We start from the raw sequence: 17,713 nt of genomic DNA, 5'->3' as shown, positions 1-17,713 counted from the left end.
TGCTCGGACTGACTGCGGCAGCCTAAAAATCGATGCGCCAATACCTAACCCGCGAGGGCAACGTAGCCATAGCTGATTTGCGACTTCCCGCAAAAGGAAAGCGACTGAAAAATTAGCGCTTTTCTTGTCGATTTTGCGACAGGTGTTGGCGCTGGCTGGCCGTTTCCAATAGGGTGCATGGCTACGATCCGGCGAGAAGCGGCGGTCTGCCGCCGTCAGCAAATGCAGTCGAACGGTTTTAGGGAAGGACGATCATGAGCGAGAACGCGCCAGTCGACCAGGAAGCGTCAAACGCACGGCGCGGGCGCGCCGCCAGTGGCGGCGCGGCAGCTCGGCGCGCGGCGCGCTCGGGTGGCGGCCCGGGCACCCAGCTCACCTATATCAAGCGCAAGATCAACGTTTATGAGGTCCTCAACGAGGAAGGCCTGGCGCTGATCGAGAAGAACACTGACACGGTGCTGGAAGAAACCGGTATCATCTTCCGTGACGACGCCGAGGCGCTGGCGCTGTGGAAAGAGGCCGGCGCCGACGTCAAGGGCGAGCGCGTGCACTTCCCGAAGGGGCTGTGCCGCTCGCTGCTGAAAACCGCGCCCTCGATTTACACCCAGCATGCGCGCAATCCGGAACGTTCGGTGCAGATCGGCGGCAATGCGACGGTGTTTGCGCCGGTCTACGGCCCGCCCTTCGTGCGCGACCTCGACGGCAACCGCCGCTACGCGACGATCGAGGATTTCCAGAATTTCGTGAAGCTCGCCTATATGGCGCCGTCGATCCACCATTCGGGCGGCACGGTGTGCGAGCCGGTCGACGTGCCGGTCAACAAGCGCCACCTCGACATGATCTACGCGCATATCCGTTACTCGGACAAGCCGTTCATGGGCTCGGTCACCGCGCCGGAGCGGGCCGAGGACACAGTGGCGATGGCCAAGCTCGTGTTCGGCGACGACTTCGTCGAGAACAACACGGTGCTGACCAGCCTGATCAACGCCAATTCGCCAATGGTGTTCGACGAGACCATGCTGGGGGCGCTGAAAGTCTATTCGCGCCACAACCAGGCCTGCATCGTGACGCCCTTCATCCTGGCCGGCGCGATGAGCCCGGTGACGGTCGCCGGCACGCTGACGCAGGTGCTGGCGGAGGTGCTCGCCGGCGCCTCGTTCACGCAACTGATAAGACCTGGCGCGCCGGTGCTGTTCGGCACCTTCGCCTCGTCGATTTCGATGCAGTCCGGCGCGCCGACCTTCGGAACGCCGGAGCCGTCGCTGGTTTCCTACGGCGCAGCACAGCTCGCCCGGCGGCTCGGCCTGCCGTTTCGCACCGGCGGTTCGCTCTGCGCCTCGAAGATCCCGGACGCACAGGCTGCCTATGAGAGCGCCAACACGCTCAACTCGACGATCCTCGCCGGCACGAATTTCGTGCTGCATTCGGCAGGCTGGCTCGAGGGCGGTCTTGCGTCCTGCTACGAGAAATTCATGATGGACATCGACCAGCTCGGCATGCAGCAGAAATTCTGCGAGGGCGTCGACCTGTCGGAAAACGGCCAGGCGATGGACGCCATCCGCCAGGTTGGCCCGGGAAGCCATTACCTGGGCTGCGACCATACCCAGGCGAATTTCCAGACGGCCTTCTACCGCTCCAACATTGCCGACAACAATTCCTATGAACAGTGGCTTGCCGAGGGCGAGAAGACCGCGCCGCAGCGCGCCAACGAGCTGACACGCCGCTGGCTGGAAAGCTACGAGGCGCCGCATCTCGATCCAGCCATCGACGACGCGTTGAAGGATTTCATCGCCAAGAAGAAGGGCTCGATGGCCGACGCCTTCACGTGAAAGGAGCCCGAGTCAGGCCGGGCTAAAGTCGCCAACATCATCCACAAGGAAGTCTGGCGGAGCGCGTTCTCCGACCCGGACCGGAAGGGATGACTTTTTCCCGCGACGCGGTCGAGAAGATCGCGGCCGCGCTCGCGGCCAACGGGCTCATCCTTCGCGGCGGCTTCAACTTCGGTGGCGATGAGGCGGCGCCGGCTGCGCGTTCAGGGGCTCCAGCGAAATCGGTGCTGCTGGTCGGGCAGGCGGGCGCGGCGCCATGGCCGCATTTCCAGCGCTGGCTGGGACAGCAGGCGAGGGGCGTCGCGAATCCGCTCGACATCTGGTCGCGGGAGGTTATCGGCGCTGTAGCGCAAGGCTGTGGCGCCCGCGCGGTGTCGCCCTCCGACCGGCCCTATCTGCCGTTCCAGCAATGGGCGATGCGGGCCGAAGGGCTGAAACCATCGCCGCTTGGCATCCTCATGCACCCGCGATATGGGCTCTGGCACGCCTACCGTGGCGCCTTGCTGTTCGAGAACGAGATTTCTCTTCCCGAAGTTCATGAAGCGATTCATCTTTGCGGCACATGTGTCGAGAAACCCTGCCTGAAAGCCTGTCCGGTCGATGCCTATTCCGGACAGGGCTTTGCCCATGAAGCCTGTCTCGTCCATGTTCGAGGCCCTCGTGGCGAGCCGTGCCGCAGCGGTGGCTGCCTCGACCGCAACGCCTGCCCGTATGGCGCAGACTATCGCTATCCGCCGGAGGTGCAGGCCTTTCATATGGCGGCTTTCGCGCGGCTCTAGGAGGCGGGCCGGCCGCACGAAATCTTGAATGGCCCGGCCCGGGAATGGCTTGCCGGAACGGCGCTTGCCGATATCTAACGCGCGGCAGCCAACGGAGAGCATCATGGCCGGAAAGCAGATTGAGATCGAGACCACGGACGGCAAGGCAAAGGCGGGGCTTTTTCGACCGTCCCGCAAGGCCAGCCCCGCTGTCATCCTCTATATGGACGCCTTCGGCCCGCGCCCGGCGCTTGATGAGATGGCCGAAAGGCTTGCCGGCCACGGCTACGCCGTGCTGGTGCCCGACCTGTTCTATCGCAACGCCCCTTATGGCCCGTTCGACGCCAAGACCGCCTTCACGGTGGAGGAAACCAAAACCAAATTGATGGCGCTGGTGACCGGCACGACGCAGGACATGACCATCCGCGACAATGCCGGCTTCCTCGACGCGCTCACGACCGAAGGCATTGACGGGCCGGTCGGCGTCGTGGGCTATTGCATGGGCGGCGCGCGGGCCCTCAACGCGGCCGCTACCAATCCCGGCCGCATCGTCGCGGCGGCGAGTTTTCATGGCGGCAATCTCGCCAGCGATGCGCCGGACAGCCCGCACCGCAAGGCGGCTTCGATCAAGGCGCGGGTCTATGTCGGCGTTGCCGGCGTCGATCGCAGCTTTCCGCCGGAACAGTCGGCGCGGCTGGCGGAGGCCTTGCGCGTAGCCGAGGTCGACCACGTTATCGAGAATTACGTCGGTGTCGGCCATGGCTGGTGCATCAAGGACCACAGCGTCTATGACGAAGCGGGTGCCGAACGCCATTGGAAGAGGCTGACGACCTTCTTCGCCGAGACCCTTGGCTGAGCTCCCGGCCAACGCTCCTTCAGACCGACGGGCAATCCATTCGACGGCGCAAGTGTCTGTCAGCTTGCCGGAACATGGCGAGGCTTGGCGACACACTCTCGAAACAGACCTCCTGAATATCGGCGACGTCGATACAATCAGGAGGCGAGATGAGGTTTTTCATCGGTCGCGGGGCATTGGTCATTGCTTTGTCAGCGGGCTATGCGATTCACCAGGCCAGCGCAGAGCAGAAACAATGTTCCTGTCAGGATTTAAGGAGCGTCCAGGAAGAACTGAAGAACGCGGAGTATGAGGCCCGCTTCTTCTCGGATATGGCCAAGACGCTCAAGGCGGTCGAAGATCCGCTAATCGAGGCCCACAAGATTCCGACGCACCCCGATTCGGACGTAAACATCGGTCATCGTTCTTCCATGGAGCGCGCCAGGGCCATGGAGAAGTTCAAGCTCCCCTATAATCCGGCGTACGGCTACACGGGTCCTGCGACCGTCGACATGCGGTTTGGCAGTTGCGAGCAGAAGCCCGAGGAACTCGAGAAACTGCGCGCCGGCTCGCCGTGTAAGGATATAGCCGATATCACGCTTGCGCATGAGGCAGCGCACCGCGACCGTTGCGCGAGAGAGACGGCATCCGTCTACTGGGACAGGCTGCCAAGCCTCATTGCCGCCGAGGAGGCCGAGCGCTACCAGGAGCAGGCGAAGGCCATGCGCGCCGTGCTGAAGCGGATAGTTGACGAGGGCACCATGACCGTCGAGGCGAAGATGGAGCCTCGCATTTTCGGCCCGCAGTTCGATGTCACCTATTCCTACGTCACTCCGTCCGTGAAGATGGAGGGCAAGAGTTCACCCGGATCCGACAATTGGACGCTGAACGGAAAGGGCAAGCAGGCCGGCCGGATCAAGAACATGAAAATCGGAGGCATGAGCTGCAAGTCGAGCGGCCAACTGAATGACGACATTGATATGATACTTGATACCGATGGTTTCGCCATGAGCCTCAAAAGCACGTCCACCGGCAAGCCGGGCGATATCAAGGTCCGATGCATGGGAGGACACGGCATGTCGATGCGCCCGAAGGGGGAAGTGGGTAGCGGCGAGGTCTTTGGCGAGGAGCGCCTGACCAACGACACCAACATCTCGCAGGACGTGAGCGCCATGCCCTTCGGCAAGATCATCTCGCAAGGGGGTATGTCGGTGAGCGGCAAGAACACTGTCACCGTCCGCCTTGTTTGTCCCGGCCAATAACGCCGGCCGCCCGATGTCGCGAATTTCCACGAGATTTTTCTTCCCGTCGTCCCAAGGATTGGTCATTAGCCTTCGTCCAACAGGCAAATGATGGCGATGATGCTGGACGACAGCGAAGCCTCCGATGCCGAATTGATCGGGCGGGCGAGGGGCGGAGACAGGGGGGCTTTCGGCGTTTTGCTCGAAAGGCACTATGGCTTCGTCTATCGCGCCGCCTATCGCTGGTGCGGCCGCAAGGCCGACGCCGAGGACATCGCCCAGGACGTCTGCGTGCGGCTCGGCCGCGCGCTCCGCGATTATCAGGGCAGCGGCGCGTTCACGACATGGCTCTATGCCATGACTCTGAACGCTTCGCGCGACATGATGCGCAAGCGCGCCCGCGACACCGCCAAGACCGATGCCTACGGCGCTTATGCGCTGATCGCCGGCGAGGCGTCGACGGAGGCCGACGATCCGGCTGAGGCGCTGTGGGCGGCGGTGCGCATGCTGCCGGACAAGCAGCGCGACGCGGTGCTGCTGGTCTATGGCGAAGGCCTCAACCACGCGGCGGCGGCGGAGGTGATGGCGATCTCGGAGACGACGGTTTCCTGGCACATCCATGAAGCGAAGAAACGGCTGAAGGTGCTGATGCGCTCAGTTGGGGAAGTGTGACCATGGTCGGTGACGACGAACTCGAAAGGCTGCGCGATATCGCCGTACCGGCGCCGGACGGCGCGGCGAAGGCGCGCGCGCTCGCCGCCGCGATGGCGGCTTTCGACCTCGACGAAAATACTTCGACCGCCCCCCAAGGATCGCCGGCGGGCCTTCGTCTCACGGAGCGAGCGCAAAAGCTCTGGAGAGACATCATGCAACGCAAACTCATTGCCACGCCGGCGATCACGGCGCTGGTCGCCCTGCCTATCGCCGGCTATGCCGCTTTCGAGATGTTGAAGGAACAGCCGCCGGTCACCGGCGGCAACCGCACCGTCACCGAGACGGTGGCCGACAAGCCGGTGGCGCAGAAGCTTGCTCCCGAGCGACCGGCGGTCAAGGAGCCGATGACGGCGGCGCCCGCCAAGGAGAAGAAGACCGAACTGGACGCCGAGACCCGGGCCAATTCGCAAGTGGCGCCCGCGGCGCCGAAGCCGGCGACGGAGGTCGACGCCCTTCTCAAGCAGGAAGCGACGCCGGCGGCCAAGCCTGTCCTGCAGCCTGCGCCATCAGAGAGCGGCCGACTCGCGGCCGGCGGCAAGGACGGGTCGTCCAACAGGGTGATCATGTCGATGACACCGCCCAGCGTCGGCGAGGCCGAGCGGGCCGACCAGGCGCCGGCGGGCGCGGCGAACATCATGCCCCAGTCTTCCCCCGCAATGGTCGATTCCAAGCTGATGGGGCAGCCCGCGCCCTTGCCGGCCGACCAGATGCAGCCGCGGGAGGAAAACCGCGATCGCATCGAGACCTTCAAGACCAACCCGGTGCATGAGACCGCCCAGGATCCGGTCTCCACCTTCTCGATCGATGTCGACACGGCTTCCTATTCCTTCGTGCGCCGGTCGCTGAAGGAGGGCGCGCTGCCTGATCCGGACACCGTCCGCGTCGAAGAGATGGTCAACTACTTCCCCTATGACTGGAAGGGCCCGGATTCGGCCGCGACGCCGTTCAACTCGACCGTCACCGTCATGCCGACCCCGTGGAACGAGCACACCAAGCTGATGCATGTCGCGATCAAGGGTTTCGACGTGAAGCCGGCCGAGCAGCCAAAGGCAAACCTTGTCTTCCTGATCGACGTGTCGGGCTCGATGGATGAGCCGGACAAGCTGCCGCTGCTTAAGTCGGCCTTCCGGATGCTGGTCGGCAAGTTGAAGGCGGACGACACCGTCTCCATCGTCACCTATGCGGGCAATGCCGGCACTGTGCTGATGCCGACCAAGGCGGCGGAAAAGCAGAAGATCCTTGCGGCGATCGACAATCTGGAACCCGGCGGGTCGACGGCCGGCGAGGAGGGCATTCGCGAGGCCTACAAGCTTGCCCAGCAATCCTTCGTCAAGGACGGCGTCAACCGCGTGATGCTTGCCACGGATGGCGATTTCAATGTCGGCCAGACCGATGACGACGACCTCAAGCGGCTGATCGAGAAGGAGCGCATGACCGGTGTGTTCCTCTCGGTGTTCGGGTTCGGCCGCGGCAATCTGAACGATCAGATGATGCAGACCATCGCCCAGAACGGCAACGGCACGGCGGCCTATATCGACACGCTGGCCGAAGCCGAGAAGGTGCTGGTAGAGGATGCCTCCTCGACGCTGTTCACCATTGCCAAGGACGTCAAGATCCAGGTCGAGTTCAATCCGGCCAAGGTCTCGGAGTACCGTCTTGTCGGCTACGAGACCCGGGCCCTGAAGCGCGAGGATTTCAACAACGACCGCGTCGATGCCGGCGATATCGGCTCCGGCCACTCGGTGACGGCGATCTACGAGATCACGCCGAAGGGCAGCGGCGCAGAGCAGGTCGATCCGCTGCGTTACGGCCAGGCCAAGGTCGACAATGGCGGCGTCGCCAACGCCGACGAATATGCCTTCGTCAAGATCCGCTACAAGCTGCCGAACGAGAACGTCTCGAAGCTCATCACCACGCCGGTGACAGCCGCCAACGAGGTCTCGTCCTTCGACGCGGCCGGCTCGGACCAGCGTTTCTCGGTCGCGGTCGCCGCCTTCGGGCAGAGGCTGCGCAACGAGGACCAGACGGCGAATTTCGGTTATGACCGGATCGCGGAGATCGCCAATGCCGCGCGCGGCGCCGATCCGTTCGGATACAGGGCGGAGTTCCTGTCGCTGGTGCGCCTCGCCTCATCGCTGGACGGCAGCAAGTAGAGGGCTAGGAAACAGAGACTGAAGGACGGGCCGGCGGGAGAAATCCCGCCGGCCTTTTGGCGATCGTTAAATTGCAAGGCTTTTCCGGAACATCGTTGCAATCAGCTTCTGTTAGTTAGTGCTGATAGATTTGAGGGATCGGCAGTGCATATCACGACAATCGGGAACGCGAACTCGACGGCGGCCGATGCACCGATGCGGGGAGTGGCCGCTCCCTCAGCGGAATCGGCGCGTATCAGCAATGATGTCGACGCGGCCCGCGATACGGCGCTTTCGGCCCTTCACAACGACCGTTTTCGCGTGATGCTGGAACAGATCACCGATCCGCGCGCATCCGGCGCCCTGATGACTATTGGCGCTGGCAGCCAGGGCGGCGCCATCGATTTCAATACGGCGCAGTCGCGCTACGCCGAAAACAGCAAATAGGAAGGCCTGTCAGGCGCGGCCGCGCCTGCGCTCGCGGCGGCCTTCGCTGGTTTCGGCGATGTTCGCCGTCGCCACCTTGTTGCGCATCGGGCCGATGCGCTCGACGATCGTCTCGATCGTCGGGCGCGTCGACCTGGTGTGCGCGTCGAGCGCCTTGCGCATGGCGGCCAAATGGGCGAACGAGGTGCCGCAGCATCCGCCGACAATTTTTGCGCCGGCGTCGACCGCAAGCCGCACATAGTCGGACATCAGTTCCGGCGTGCCGGAATAGTGGATCTCCGCGCCGCGGAATTCCGGAATGCCGCAATTGCCCTTGACGATCACCGTCGCCTCCGGCTTCGCCTCGGTCATGTCGAGTAGTGAGGCCAGGATATCGGACGCGCCGACGCCGCAATTGGCGCCGACACCGAGCGGAGCCTGCGAGAGCCCGTCGGCCACGGCGTGGATGTCCTTGGGCAGCAGGCCCATCATTGTGCGGCCGGCCGTGTCGAAGGAACCGGTATAGGTATAGGGCAGGCCGACGCGGATCGCGGCTTCAGCCGCGGCCCGAATCTCGTCGGGCGCCGACATGGTCTCTATCCAGGCGACTTCGGCGCCGCCGGCCTTGAGGCCCTCGATCTGCTCGGCGAAGGCATCGACGGCGTCGTCATAGGTCAGGGCGCCGAGCGGCACCAGCAATTCGCCGGTCGGGCCGACCGAGCCGGCGACGATCACCTTGCGGCCGGCCTTGTCGGCGACGGAGCGGGCGATCTCGGCGGCCCGCTTGTTCAGCTCGTGCACGCGGTCCTGCGCGTGATGCAGCTTGAGCCGGTGGCGCGTGCCGCCGAAGGAGTTGGTCAGGATGATATCGGCGCCGGCGTCGACGAAGTTCTGATGCAGGCTGGCAATGGTCTCGGGCGAAGTCTCATTAAGCAGTTCTGGCGCTTCGCCGGCCTCGAGACCCATCGCGAACAGATTTGTGCCGGTGGCGCCGTCGGCCAGAAGCACGCCCTTTTCGGCAAGCAGGGCGTCGATCGGATTGGTCGCGGTCATGGCTTTGGCTTTCGTGTTCAAATTCAAATAACGATATAAAGAAGTCTTTATGTCTAGTCAACGAGATTGCGGCCGTGAGGTCATCAGATGCGGCAGCCTGGCCCGCCAGGATGATATCGATGCCGGCGCTCAGACAGAGCCCAACGGGAAGGACATGGCGGCCAGACCTTGCGCGAAGCTCGCCGCCTCGTGCGCGTTGATGTCCGCAGCGCGGATCAGATTGTCGAAATGGCTGGTGAGGGTGCGGATCGGCTGGGTTGCGTTCAGCACCAGGTACATGTCGCCGACATAGATCGCGGCGCGGTAGGGGCCGAAGATCGTATAAGGGATCGAATAGCGCATGCGTCCGTCATAGAGGAACAGGCGGAAGGTCGGATAAAGGTCGTCGAGAAGGGCCGCCATGTGCAGCAACTGCTCACGGCGGTCGGCTTCGGGGAAACGATCCCAGACGCCGAGACCGCGCGCGAAAATCTCCAGCGTGTGGCGCGGCATGCAGACCTCCATGTCGGTCTCCGGCCGGCGGTTGTAATCGATACGGTACTGTGTCTCGCCGGCCTGCGCTTCCCGACTCTTGTTGGTTATCCCGGCCTCATAGTCGACCAGGGCCTCGGTGCGCAAAAGATCGGGAATGCCTGCCGGCACGTAGCGAATCTTCGTACCGGCCGCCTCAGCATGCCACTTGGCCAGCAGCGTGCGGTCGAAGCCGCCCGCAGCTTCCTCGATCTCCAGGCTTTCGCGGATCTCGCCGGTGACGCCCTCATCCTGGGAAAGGCCGAGCAGCCAATCGAGCGACACCTTGAACTCGGCCGCGATGTTGAGAAGCGTCTCGGCACGGGGCAGGCGGGTCGAGGCGCCCGACAGGAGCTGCGACAGCGCCGAGCGGTCGATGCCGACGGCCGCCGCGAAGGCCGATTGGTTGAGATCGGACCGTGTCAAGAGCATTTTCAACCGCTCCCGGAAGAGAGTCGACAGATCGCGCTTGTCCATCATGCTGCTCCTGCTTCGGAGAGGAAAAATTTGCGCCAGAGCCGGGTTGAACGTGGCTCAGGCGGAAATGAATCCCCATATTTGTTTACAATGTATAACACGTGCGGCTGAAAATGCGCACTCGCAACAGTTTGTGCGCTTTGTCGCGTTGCGGCAACGAAAAGCTCCTGACACAATGCTGTCAGGAATCGAGCTGGTTCCGGCGACTGAAAGGCAGTGGTCGATAGCATGGCAAGCACCAGTACCGGCATGAAGAAGAGACGTGGCAGCGCACCGGCAATCGAATGGCCGACGGTATTTCTCGCTCTCTTCTGCTACGGCGCGTGGTTCGCCATTGGTTTCGTGCTCTGGCCGGCATATCCTGCGATTGCATTGATCGCCCTGGCGGTGATCCTGGCACTGCAATCCTCGCTGATGCATGAGGTGTCGCACGGCCATCCGACCCGCAGCGCCAGGATCAACGAAGCCGTCGTCTTCCTGCCGATCGGGCTTGTCTGGCCGTTCCGGCGCTTCAAGACTATCCATCTTCGCCACCATGCCGACGAGCGGCTGACCGATCCGTTGGACGACCCGGAGAGCTATTACAAGGCGCTCTGGATGCATGAGGAACTGCCACCGGCGATGAAGTTCCTGCTCAAGATCAACAACACCATGGTGGGCCGCTTCGTCCTCGGTCCGTGGCTGTCGTCGGTCGGCTTCTTCTTCGACGATGCAAGGCAGATGCTTGCCGGCGACAAAACGATCCGCAGGGCCTGGCTGCTGCACGCTATAGGCATCGCCGTCGTGGTGCCGATCGTAACCTTGGGCTTCGGCATCCCGATCTGGCTCTACGTGCTGGTGCCGGTTTGGCTCGGACAGTCGCTGATTTCGGTGCGCACCTATGCCGAGCATCAATGGTCCGAACATCCCGAAGGTCGCACCATCATCGTAGAACGCTCGCCGCTGTCGTTCCTGTTCCTCAACAACAACCTGCATTTCGTGCATCACAAGAGCCCGACGGTTGCGTGGTACAGATTGCCGAAGCTGTTTCGCGAGCGCCGCGCGGAATGGCTGCGGATGAACAACGGCTATGTCTATCCGAACTATCTGTCGCTGATCAAATCCTATGCCTTCAAAGCCAAGGAGCCGGTCATCCATCCGGTATTGCGCCGCACGCCGGAGCCCGGCCGCGCCTTCAAGCCGCGCGTCAGGGCGCGCAATGTCAACGGGCTTGGAACAGCACCAGTTCCGGCTGAGCCGCCGAAGGAGTAATCTCGACTTTCCGCGACCGCTTTTTTCGCGGCGGAACGCAGGCGCCAAGATCGTCTGTCCTTGAAAGCTGTTCGACATGAGCAAGTTCGTTGCGGCCCTGCCGATGTATGACTGGCCCGAAGCCCGGGGCGAGGTCGATGCGCAATGGGCGCGGCTCCGCGATGCCTTCCGGCAAAGAGGCATCGATGCGCCGGAGACCGTCCTGCGCAGCAATCGTGAACTGCCGCCGGTGCCTGGCGGGATCCTCGACGAGGCCGGACGGCTGGTTGCGCCGGACCCGGCGACACTGCCCCCAGACGAGTTCGATTTGCACCAGCTCTGGCTGAGCCCGGCGCTGCTTTTCGGACAAACCTGCTGGGGGCCGATGGAGCTCGGCCTAGCCGGGCATGTGAAGGTGATCGCGCAGCCGAACTACGATGCGTTCGAGGGAGGGCAGGGAGACCTTTATTCGAGCGCGCTGGTGATGCCTGCGGACGGCGGACAGTCGGTCGCCTCGCCGCAAGATGGCAGGGCCGCCATCCCGATAGATCTCCTGCACGGCAAGCGCTTCACCTTCAACAATCCGGATTCGATGTCCGGGCTGATCGGGCTGACGCGCGACCTGGAGGCGATGGGCGAAAGCCTGGACATCTTCGCCTCGCGCAGCGAGAGCGGAGGCCACAGGTCGTCGATCATAGCCATCGCCGAGGGCAGGGCCGATATAGCGGCGATCGACTGCGAAAGCTGGGCGCTGGCGCAGCGCTTCGAGCCGGCGGCCAAAGGCGTGAGGGTGGTCGGCTGGACGGCGCGCCGCAAGGGTCTGCCCTATATTACCGCGAGAACAATGCCCGAAACGATGATTGCCGCGATGCGCGAGGCCGTCGCTGCGGTCGAGAGCGGGAGATCAGAGCAGCCGCTCGTCCAGCGGGTAGGCTGACAGCTTCTCATTGCCGATGGCTGTTATCAGGATCTGCTCCTCGATCTTGACGCCTTCGCGACCGCCAAGCCGGCCGATATAACTTTCGACGCAAAGCACCATGCCGGGTTCGAGCACACCGTCCGGCGTCTCGGCGGTCCAGTCGCCGGCATGCGGCAGCGTCGGATATTCGTCCGCCAGGCCTACTCCATGATAGAGCACGCCGTAGCGTGTCGGATAACAGTCATCCGGCGGCACCGCCGAGCGCTCGACGAGATCGCGGAAGGACATACCCGGTCGCATCAGATCGGTGTTGTGGGCGATCTGTTCGGCCGCAATGCGGAACAGGTCCCGCTGCTCGTTCGACGGTTGCCTGTCGCCGCAGAGCCATGTGCGCGAGAGATCGGCGCAGAAGCCATAGGGGCCGATGAGGTCGGTGTCGAAAGCGACGAGGTCGCCGTTCTCGACGACTCGCGAGGAGCATTCCTGGAACCAGGGGTTGGTGCGCGGCCCCGACGACAGAAGGCGCGTCTCTATCCACTCGCCGCCGCGCGCGATGTTGCCGCGATGCAGCTCCGCCCACAATTCGTTCTCCGAGATGCCGGGCTTCAATGCTGCTTCCATCTCGCCCATCGCGGCCTCGCAGGCGACGATGGCACGGCGCATGGCGAGAATCTCGTCCGACGATTTGATGAGGCGCGCATTTTCCATCACCGCCTCGCCATTGCCGACGGAGATGCCGCGACGCGCGAGCTCCTCAACGCCTTCCGGATTGATGTGATCGACGGCGATGCGTCGGTTGCCGCCAAACTCTGCTATCAGGTCGGCAATGCCGGCGCCCCAGCGACGGACCTTCTCATCGGTCAATTCGCCGCTGTAGAGATACATCCACGACACCGCCGGCCGCACCTCGTCGACGACGCCCGAATGATCGGACAGGTGCTCGCATGAGAAATAGTCGAACAGGACCACCGGGCCTTCGGTGGCGACGAAACAGTGGCGCGTCTGGTTGTGCGCGACCCAGAGCTGCATGTTGGTCGAGTCCGTCGCATAGCGGATGTTGACCGGGTCGTAGAGCAGCGCGCCGGCATAGTCGCGGCGCTTCAGCTCGGCGCGGATGCGCTCGAGCCGATATTTCCGCATAGCCGGCAGATTGGGAGCGGCAACGCCGGCTGCCGCCCATTCCGCTTCGGCCGTCGCGCCATAGCCCAGCACATGCTGGTTGAGCGATGCCGCCTTCTCGCGGGAGGCTTTGCGCAACGCCTCGACCGCGCCGGGTTCGAAGGGCATGATCTTGCGATGCCGGCCGAAGCGTTGCTTGTCCATTCATCCCCCTGACGCAGGCTGCGCGGTCTTCCTGTACAATTTGGTAATCGTTGCCTGGCGCGGCGCGCCGCCGAAGCGCTCAGGCACGGTGATGCGCCGGTGGACGGTATCCATCACATAACCTGCCTGGGCGATCCTGTCGAAAATATCGGAAGGCGGCTCCCTGTCCTGCGCCAGCACAAGCACCGCGGGCTCGCGAATCGACTGGGCGAAGTCGGGAATTTCATCATCGAGCACGATGAGGTCCGGATCCACCAGGCGCAGATTGCCGATCCAGAACCAGCTCGAGACCACGGTGTCGACCGGTCCGTCGGCGTTGATCTGGTCGTAGAGCGACCGGTAGTCCATGCGCACCATGCCGCCGCGGTTGGCACCGCCGTTCAGATGCATGTACCAGCTTACCGGCAGCACAAGGACGGCAAGGACGGCGCCGACGAAGACAATGGTGGCTTGTGTTTTTCGACCCCTCTGGCCCATGGCGTCGAAGCGCATGGCAAGGGCCGCGGGCAAAAGAATGAAGACGGGAAGCATCCAACGGTCGCGAAACTGTGTGATGCCGGCCCCCAACACGATTGCCACCATAACGACCAGGCTAAAGACGATTGCTCGCCACAGCAGCTTTTCCGGCCACCTTACCGGCTGAAGCGGCTCCGTCCCTTTCCTTATCGCCAGTACATACGCGACGGCAAAGATAATCGCCGGCAATCCGGCGAAATTGACGATCGCATTGACCAGTCTGCGGATTCCCAGAAGCGCCGTTCTTACAATGCCGTCGCCTTCGGCGACGCCAAAGCCCCCCTGATGCGAGAGGAGATCGTCCAGATGCGTGAGGCTCCAATAAAGCGTAGGCAGGCAGGCTAGGATCGTCACCACCACGCTGATCAGGAAACGGCGATCGAAGATCGCCTCACGCGTTTCGCGAACCGAGAGGGATGCCAGGAACAGGGCGGCAAGGAAGATCACGATGTTGTATTTCGACAGCATCGCGGCCGCCGTCGCCAGGCCGAAAAGCGCGTAGGCAACGGCGGATCGCCGCTTCTCCACCTCGACCAGCGCGAGAAGCAGCACCGAAGTGAAACAGAATATGGCGACCGAGTGGGTGAGGGCGTGCTGCATCTCCCAGAAGATCTGGGGAAACAGAAGCAGCCCGAACATGCCAGCCGTAGCAGCGCGGTTCGAGTAGCCCAGGCGGCGTATGGCTGTGAAATAGGCGGCCAGTCCAGCGGCCAGCAGGCCATATTTGACGATCTTGAGGGCAAGGACGCTCGTTCCGACCAGCGAGGCCGCGAGTATGGCGAGCCAGGTGTACAAAGGCGGTTGCGAACTGCCGTAGCCGGCAGCCAGGAACCGCATTTCCATCAACTGCTCGGAATCGTCGACACCAACGCCCGTGCCCGCAAGATGGGACAACAGGGTCATCACGACGATCTGGGTCAGGCAGTAGAGGAGGATTGATGCGATCGCGGCGCTGAGCGGACCGACCCGTCCCTCACAGAGCCAATCGGTCCATTTCTCTAGCTGCCGCAAGGGTTGGTCTTCTCGTGCTGATGCGCCGGTCGCGGGCTCTGACCATGCCATGGCAACCGACGCAATCCAACAATTCGAGAGGCTTCAGCTCCGCATCTTCTCACCGCTCGGATCGAAGGGCGGCTCGACATTGATGCGGGCCGGGCGGCGGTGGCCGAGGATCTCGATCTCGAACAGACCGGCGCTCTCGTCCTCGGCAAGGGCGGCGGGGACATAGCCCTGCGCCATCGACTTCTGGACGTAATGCGCATAGCCGCCCGAGGTTACCCAGCCGACGACGCGCCAGTCGCCATCGACGATGCCGCGCACGGCGGATGCGCCTTCGGCGGCCTTGGATCCGCGGACTTCCTTGCCCGTCTCATCGAATCGCGGCGCGCCATAGCCATGCGGCTTCTCCACAGTGCCATAGTCCTTGCCGACCTTGGCCCAGATCGGCTCGTCGCCCATCACGTCGGCGTCGACGGCATCGACGATGAAGGAGACGCGGCGCAGCTTCGGCCCTTGCGCCTGCTCCTTGGCCGACGCCTCGCGACCGATGAAGTCGTTCTTCTCGAGGTTGATGAAACGGTCCATCGAGCCTTCGAAGGGCCCGTAGATCGGCCGCAACTCACGGAACCAGGTCGGGAAGTTCTTTTCCAGGCGCATAGACAAGAGCGCGCGCATGCCGAAATCGACGATGCCGAATTCCGCGCCGGCTTCCTTGATCGCCTTATAGACCAGGCGCTGATAGGCCGGCGCCATCCAGATCTCGTAGCCGAGGTCGCCGGTATAGGTGATGCGGTTCACCATGCAGGGCGCACCGCCGACCGCCATCTCGCGGAAGTCCATGAAGCGGAAGGCCTTTGTCGACACGTCGATATCGACCAGCTTCTGCAACAGATCGCGCGACTTCGGTCCGGCGATGGAGAGACCGACAAGCGTCTGGTCGAAGCGGTGGATGCGTACCGAACCGTCCTTGGGCAGGTGCTTCTCGAACCAGCGCATATGATATTTCTGCGCGGCGGAAGAGCCCCAGATCATGAAGCGGTCCTCGCTGGCCTTGGCGATGGTGAAGTCGCCGATCAGCTTGCCAAACTCGTTGACCATCGGGGTCAGCACGATGCGACCGACCTTCGGCATGCGGTTGGTCATCAGCCGGTTGAGGAAATCCTCCGCGCCCGGGCCGGAGACTTCGTATTTGGCGAAGTTTGCGATCTCGGTGACGCCGACCCTCTCGCGGGTGGCGCGCACTTCCTCGCCGATCGGGCCGAAGTCGTTGGAGCGGTGGAAGGATACGATGTCCTTGGGCTCAGTGCCCTTGGGCGCGAACCAGAGCGGGGTTTCCAGGCCCCACGAATCGCCCATGACCGCGTTGTTGGCCAGCATGGTGTCGTACAGAGGCGTGGTCTGCGCGGGCCTAGCGGCAGGCAGCTCTTCGTTCGGGAAGCGGATCGAGAAACGGCGTGAGTAGTTCTCGCGCACCTTGGCGTTTGTATAGCGCAGGGTAGCCCATTCGCCGAAGCGGGCGACATCCATACCCCAGACGTCGAAGCCCGGATCGCCATGCACCATCCAGTTGGACAATGCGAGGCCGACGCCGCCGCCCTGGCTGAAACCGGCCATGACGGCGCAGGCGCACCAGAAATTGGTCAGGCCCTGCACCGGGCCGACCAGCGGGTTGCCGTCGAGCGCGAAGGTGAAGGGGCCGTTGATGATCTGCTTGATGCCGGCCTTCTCGATGCCGGGGAAATGCTTGAAGCCGATTTCCAGCGACGGCGCGATGCGGTCGATGTCGGGCTGCAAAAGCTCGTGGCCGAAATCCCACGGCGTGTTAACCGGCGACCACGGCTTGCAGGCCTTCTCATAGGTGCCGAGCAGGATGCCGTTGCGCTCCTGGCGGGTGTAGATCTCGCCCTTGAAGTCGAGCACGCCGATCATCTCGCGGCCGGTCGATTTGTTGAATTCCTCGACCTCCGGCATCGGTTCGGTCAGCAGGTACATGTGCTCCATCGCCAGCACCGGCAGCTCGACGCCGACCATGCGGCCGATCTCGCGCGCCCACAGGCCGCCGCAGTTGACGACGTGCTCGGCATGGACGGTGCCCTGCTCGGTGACGACGTTCCAGGTGCCGTCAGGCTGCTGCGTCAGGTCGACGACGCGGTTGCGCAGCACGATCTCCGCGCCAAGTTTTTTCGCCGCTTTCGAATAAGCGATGGTCGTGCCGGACGGGTCGAGATGACCCTCGACCGGATCCCACATGGCGCCAACGAAGTTCTTCTCGTCCATCAGCGGGAACATCGCCTTGGCTTCCGAAGGCGTGATCAGTTCGGTGTCCATGCCGAGATAGCGGCCCTTGGCGTGCGCCAGCCGCAGGAAGTCCATGCGCTCCGGCGTATCGGCCATCATGACGCCACCGGTCAGGTGCAGCGAGCAGGACTGGCCGGAGAGCTCCTCGATTTCCTTGTAGAGCTGGACCGTATAGGCCTGCAGCTTGGCGACGTTGGGGTCGCCGTTCAGCGTATGGAAGCCGCCCGCTGCATGCCAGGATGAGCCGGAGGTCAGCTCCGAGCGCTCGATCAGCATGATGTCGGTCCAACCGGCCTTGGCGAGGTGGTAGAGCACCGAGCAGCCGACGACGCCGCCGCCGATGACAACCGCTTTTACATGAGATTTCATACAGATAGGTCCGTTTTTACAGAGACTGAATCGAATGATCGAGCGTGGAGGCCGAGCGAAGGTCGAGAGTGTGGGGTCGACTGT

Annotated in this window: 14 protein-coding genes; 9 read left to right on the top strand and 5 right to left on the bottom strand. The window is 63.2% G+C overall.

The genetic code is table 11. The features are described 5' to 3' along the window. Positions 1–254 precede the first annotated feature (254 nt). The 7 genes from ACR64R_RS11970 to ACR64R_RS11940 all read left to right on the top strand — a co-directional run bounded on the left by ACR64R_RS11970 (position 255) and on the right by ACR64R_RS11940 (position 7,956). On the top strand, positions 255–1,829 hold the full coding sequence (locus ACR64R_RS11970; RefSeq protein WP_487361829.1) for a trimethylamine methyltransferase family protein: 1,575 nt from the start codon (positions 255–257) through the stop codon (positions 1,827–1,829). 89 nt (positions 1,830–1,918) lie between these two features. Then, the gene (locus tag ACR64R_RS11965; RefSeq protein WP_487361828.1) at positions 1,919–2,608 is read left to right on the top strand and encodes a hypothetical protein; all 690 of its coding nucleotides are present in this window, start codon (positions 1,919–1,921) and stop codon (positions 2,606–2,608) included. Between the two features lie 103 nt (positions 2,609–2,711). Further along, a complete protein-coding gene (locus ACR64R_RS11960) occupies positions 2,712–3,443 on the top strand; it encodes a dienelactone hydrolase family protein (RefSeq protein WP_487361827.1) in 732 nt (243 codons plus the stop codon). 149 nt (positions 3,444–3,592) lie between these two features. Continuing rightward, positions 3,593–4,684 carry a hypothetical protein gene (locus tag ACR64R_RS11955; protein WP_487361826.1) on the top strand — a complete coding sequence of 364 codons (1,092 nt, stop codon included), beginning with the start codon at positions 3,593–3,595 and terminating at the stop codon, positions 4,682–4,684. A gap of 90 nt (positions 4,685–4,774) precedes the next feature. Then, positions 4,775–5,335, top strand: a complete 561-nt coding sequence (locus ACR64R_RS11950; RefSeq protein WP_487361825.1) for an RNA polymerase sigma factor — start codon at positions 4,775–4,777, stop codon at positions 5,333–5,335. A 2-nt stretch (positions 5,336–5,337) separates the two neighbouring features. Further along, positions 5,338–7,530, top strand: coding sequence for a vWA domain-containing protein (locus ACR64R_RS11945; protein WP_487361824.1), 2,193 nt, complete (start codon positions 5,338–5,340; stop codon positions 7,528–7,530). Positions 7,531–7,674: 144 nt separating this feature from the next. Further along, positions 7,675–7,956, top strand: a complete 282-nt coding sequence (locus ACR64R_RS11940) for a hypothetical protein (protein WP_487361823.1) — start codon at positions 7,675–7,677, stop codon at positions 7,954–7,956. A 9-nt stretch (positions 7,957–7,965) separates the two neighbouring features. Here the strand turns inward: ACR64R_RS11940 and bmt are convergent, their stop codons facing one another. Both bmt and ACR64R_RS11930 read right to left on the bottom strand, forming a co-directional pair. Next, positions 7,966–8,988 carry a betaine--homocysteine S-methyltransferase gene (gene bmt / locus ACR64R_RS11935; protein WP_487361822.1) on the bottom strand — a complete coding sequence of 341 codons (1,023 nt, stop codon included), beginning with the start codon at positions 8,986–8,988 and terminating at the stop codon, positions 7,966–7,968. A gap of 129 nt (positions 8,989–9,117) precedes the next feature. Continuing rightward, positions 9,118–9,975, bottom strand: a complete 858-nt coding sequence (locus ACR64R_RS11930; RefSeq protein ID WP_487361821.1) for a helix-turn-helix domain-containing protein — start codon at positions 9,973–9,975, stop codon at positions 9,118–9,120. A gap of 228 nt (positions 9,976–10,203) precedes the next feature. Here ACR64R_RS11930 and ACR64R_RS11925 point away from each other — a divergent pair, with 228 nt between their 5' ends. Beyond that, the gene (locus tag ACR64R_RS11925; RefSeq protein WP_487361820.1) at positions 10,204–11,226 is read left to right on the top strand and encodes a fatty acid desaturase; all 1,023 of its coding nucleotides are present in this window, start codon (positions 10,204–10,206) and stop codon (positions 11,224–11,226) included. 76 nt (positions 11,227–11,302) lie between these two features. After that, positions 11,303–12,142, top strand: a complete 840-nt coding sequence (locus ACR64R_RS11920; RefSeq protein WP_487361819.1) for a phosphate/phosphite/phosphonate ABC transporter substrate-binding protein — start codon at positions 11,303–11,305, stop codon at positions 12,140–12,142. Here ACR64R_RS11920 and ACR64R_RS11915 read toward each other — a convergent pair. The 3 genes from ACR64R_RS11915 to ACR64R_RS11905 form a co-directional block, all read right to left on the bottom strand. Further along, the gene (locus ACR64R_RS11915; RefSeq protein ID WP_487361818.1) at positions 12,110–13,447 is read right to left on the bottom strand and encodes a M24 family metallopeptidase; all 1,338 of its coding nucleotides are present in this window, start codon (positions 13,445–13,447) and stop codon (positions 12,110–12,112) included. The two genes, ACR64R_RS11920 and ACR64R_RS11915, sit on opposite strands and share 33 nt — an antisense overlap. Continuing rightward, complete coding sequence (locus tag ACR64R_RS11910; RefSeq protein WP_487361817.1) at positions 13,448–14,974, bottom strand: ArnT family glycosyltransferase; 1,527 nt, start codon at positions 14,972–14,974, stop codon at positions 13,448–13,450. Between the two features lie 84 nt (positions 14,975–15,058). After that, a complete protein-coding gene (locus tag ACR64R_RS11905) occupies positions 15,059–17,629 on the bottom strand; it encodes a GcvT family protein (protein ID WP_487361816.1) in 2,571 nt (856 codons plus the stop codon). Between the last annotated feature and the right edge of the window lie 84 nt (positions 17,630–17,713).

This window comes from Mesorhizobium sp. MC2-1-1 (assembly GCF_057597255.1).
The sequence above is the reverse complement of the archived record's forward strand: the minus strand, read 5'-3'. Positions and strand labels throughout refer to the sequence as shown.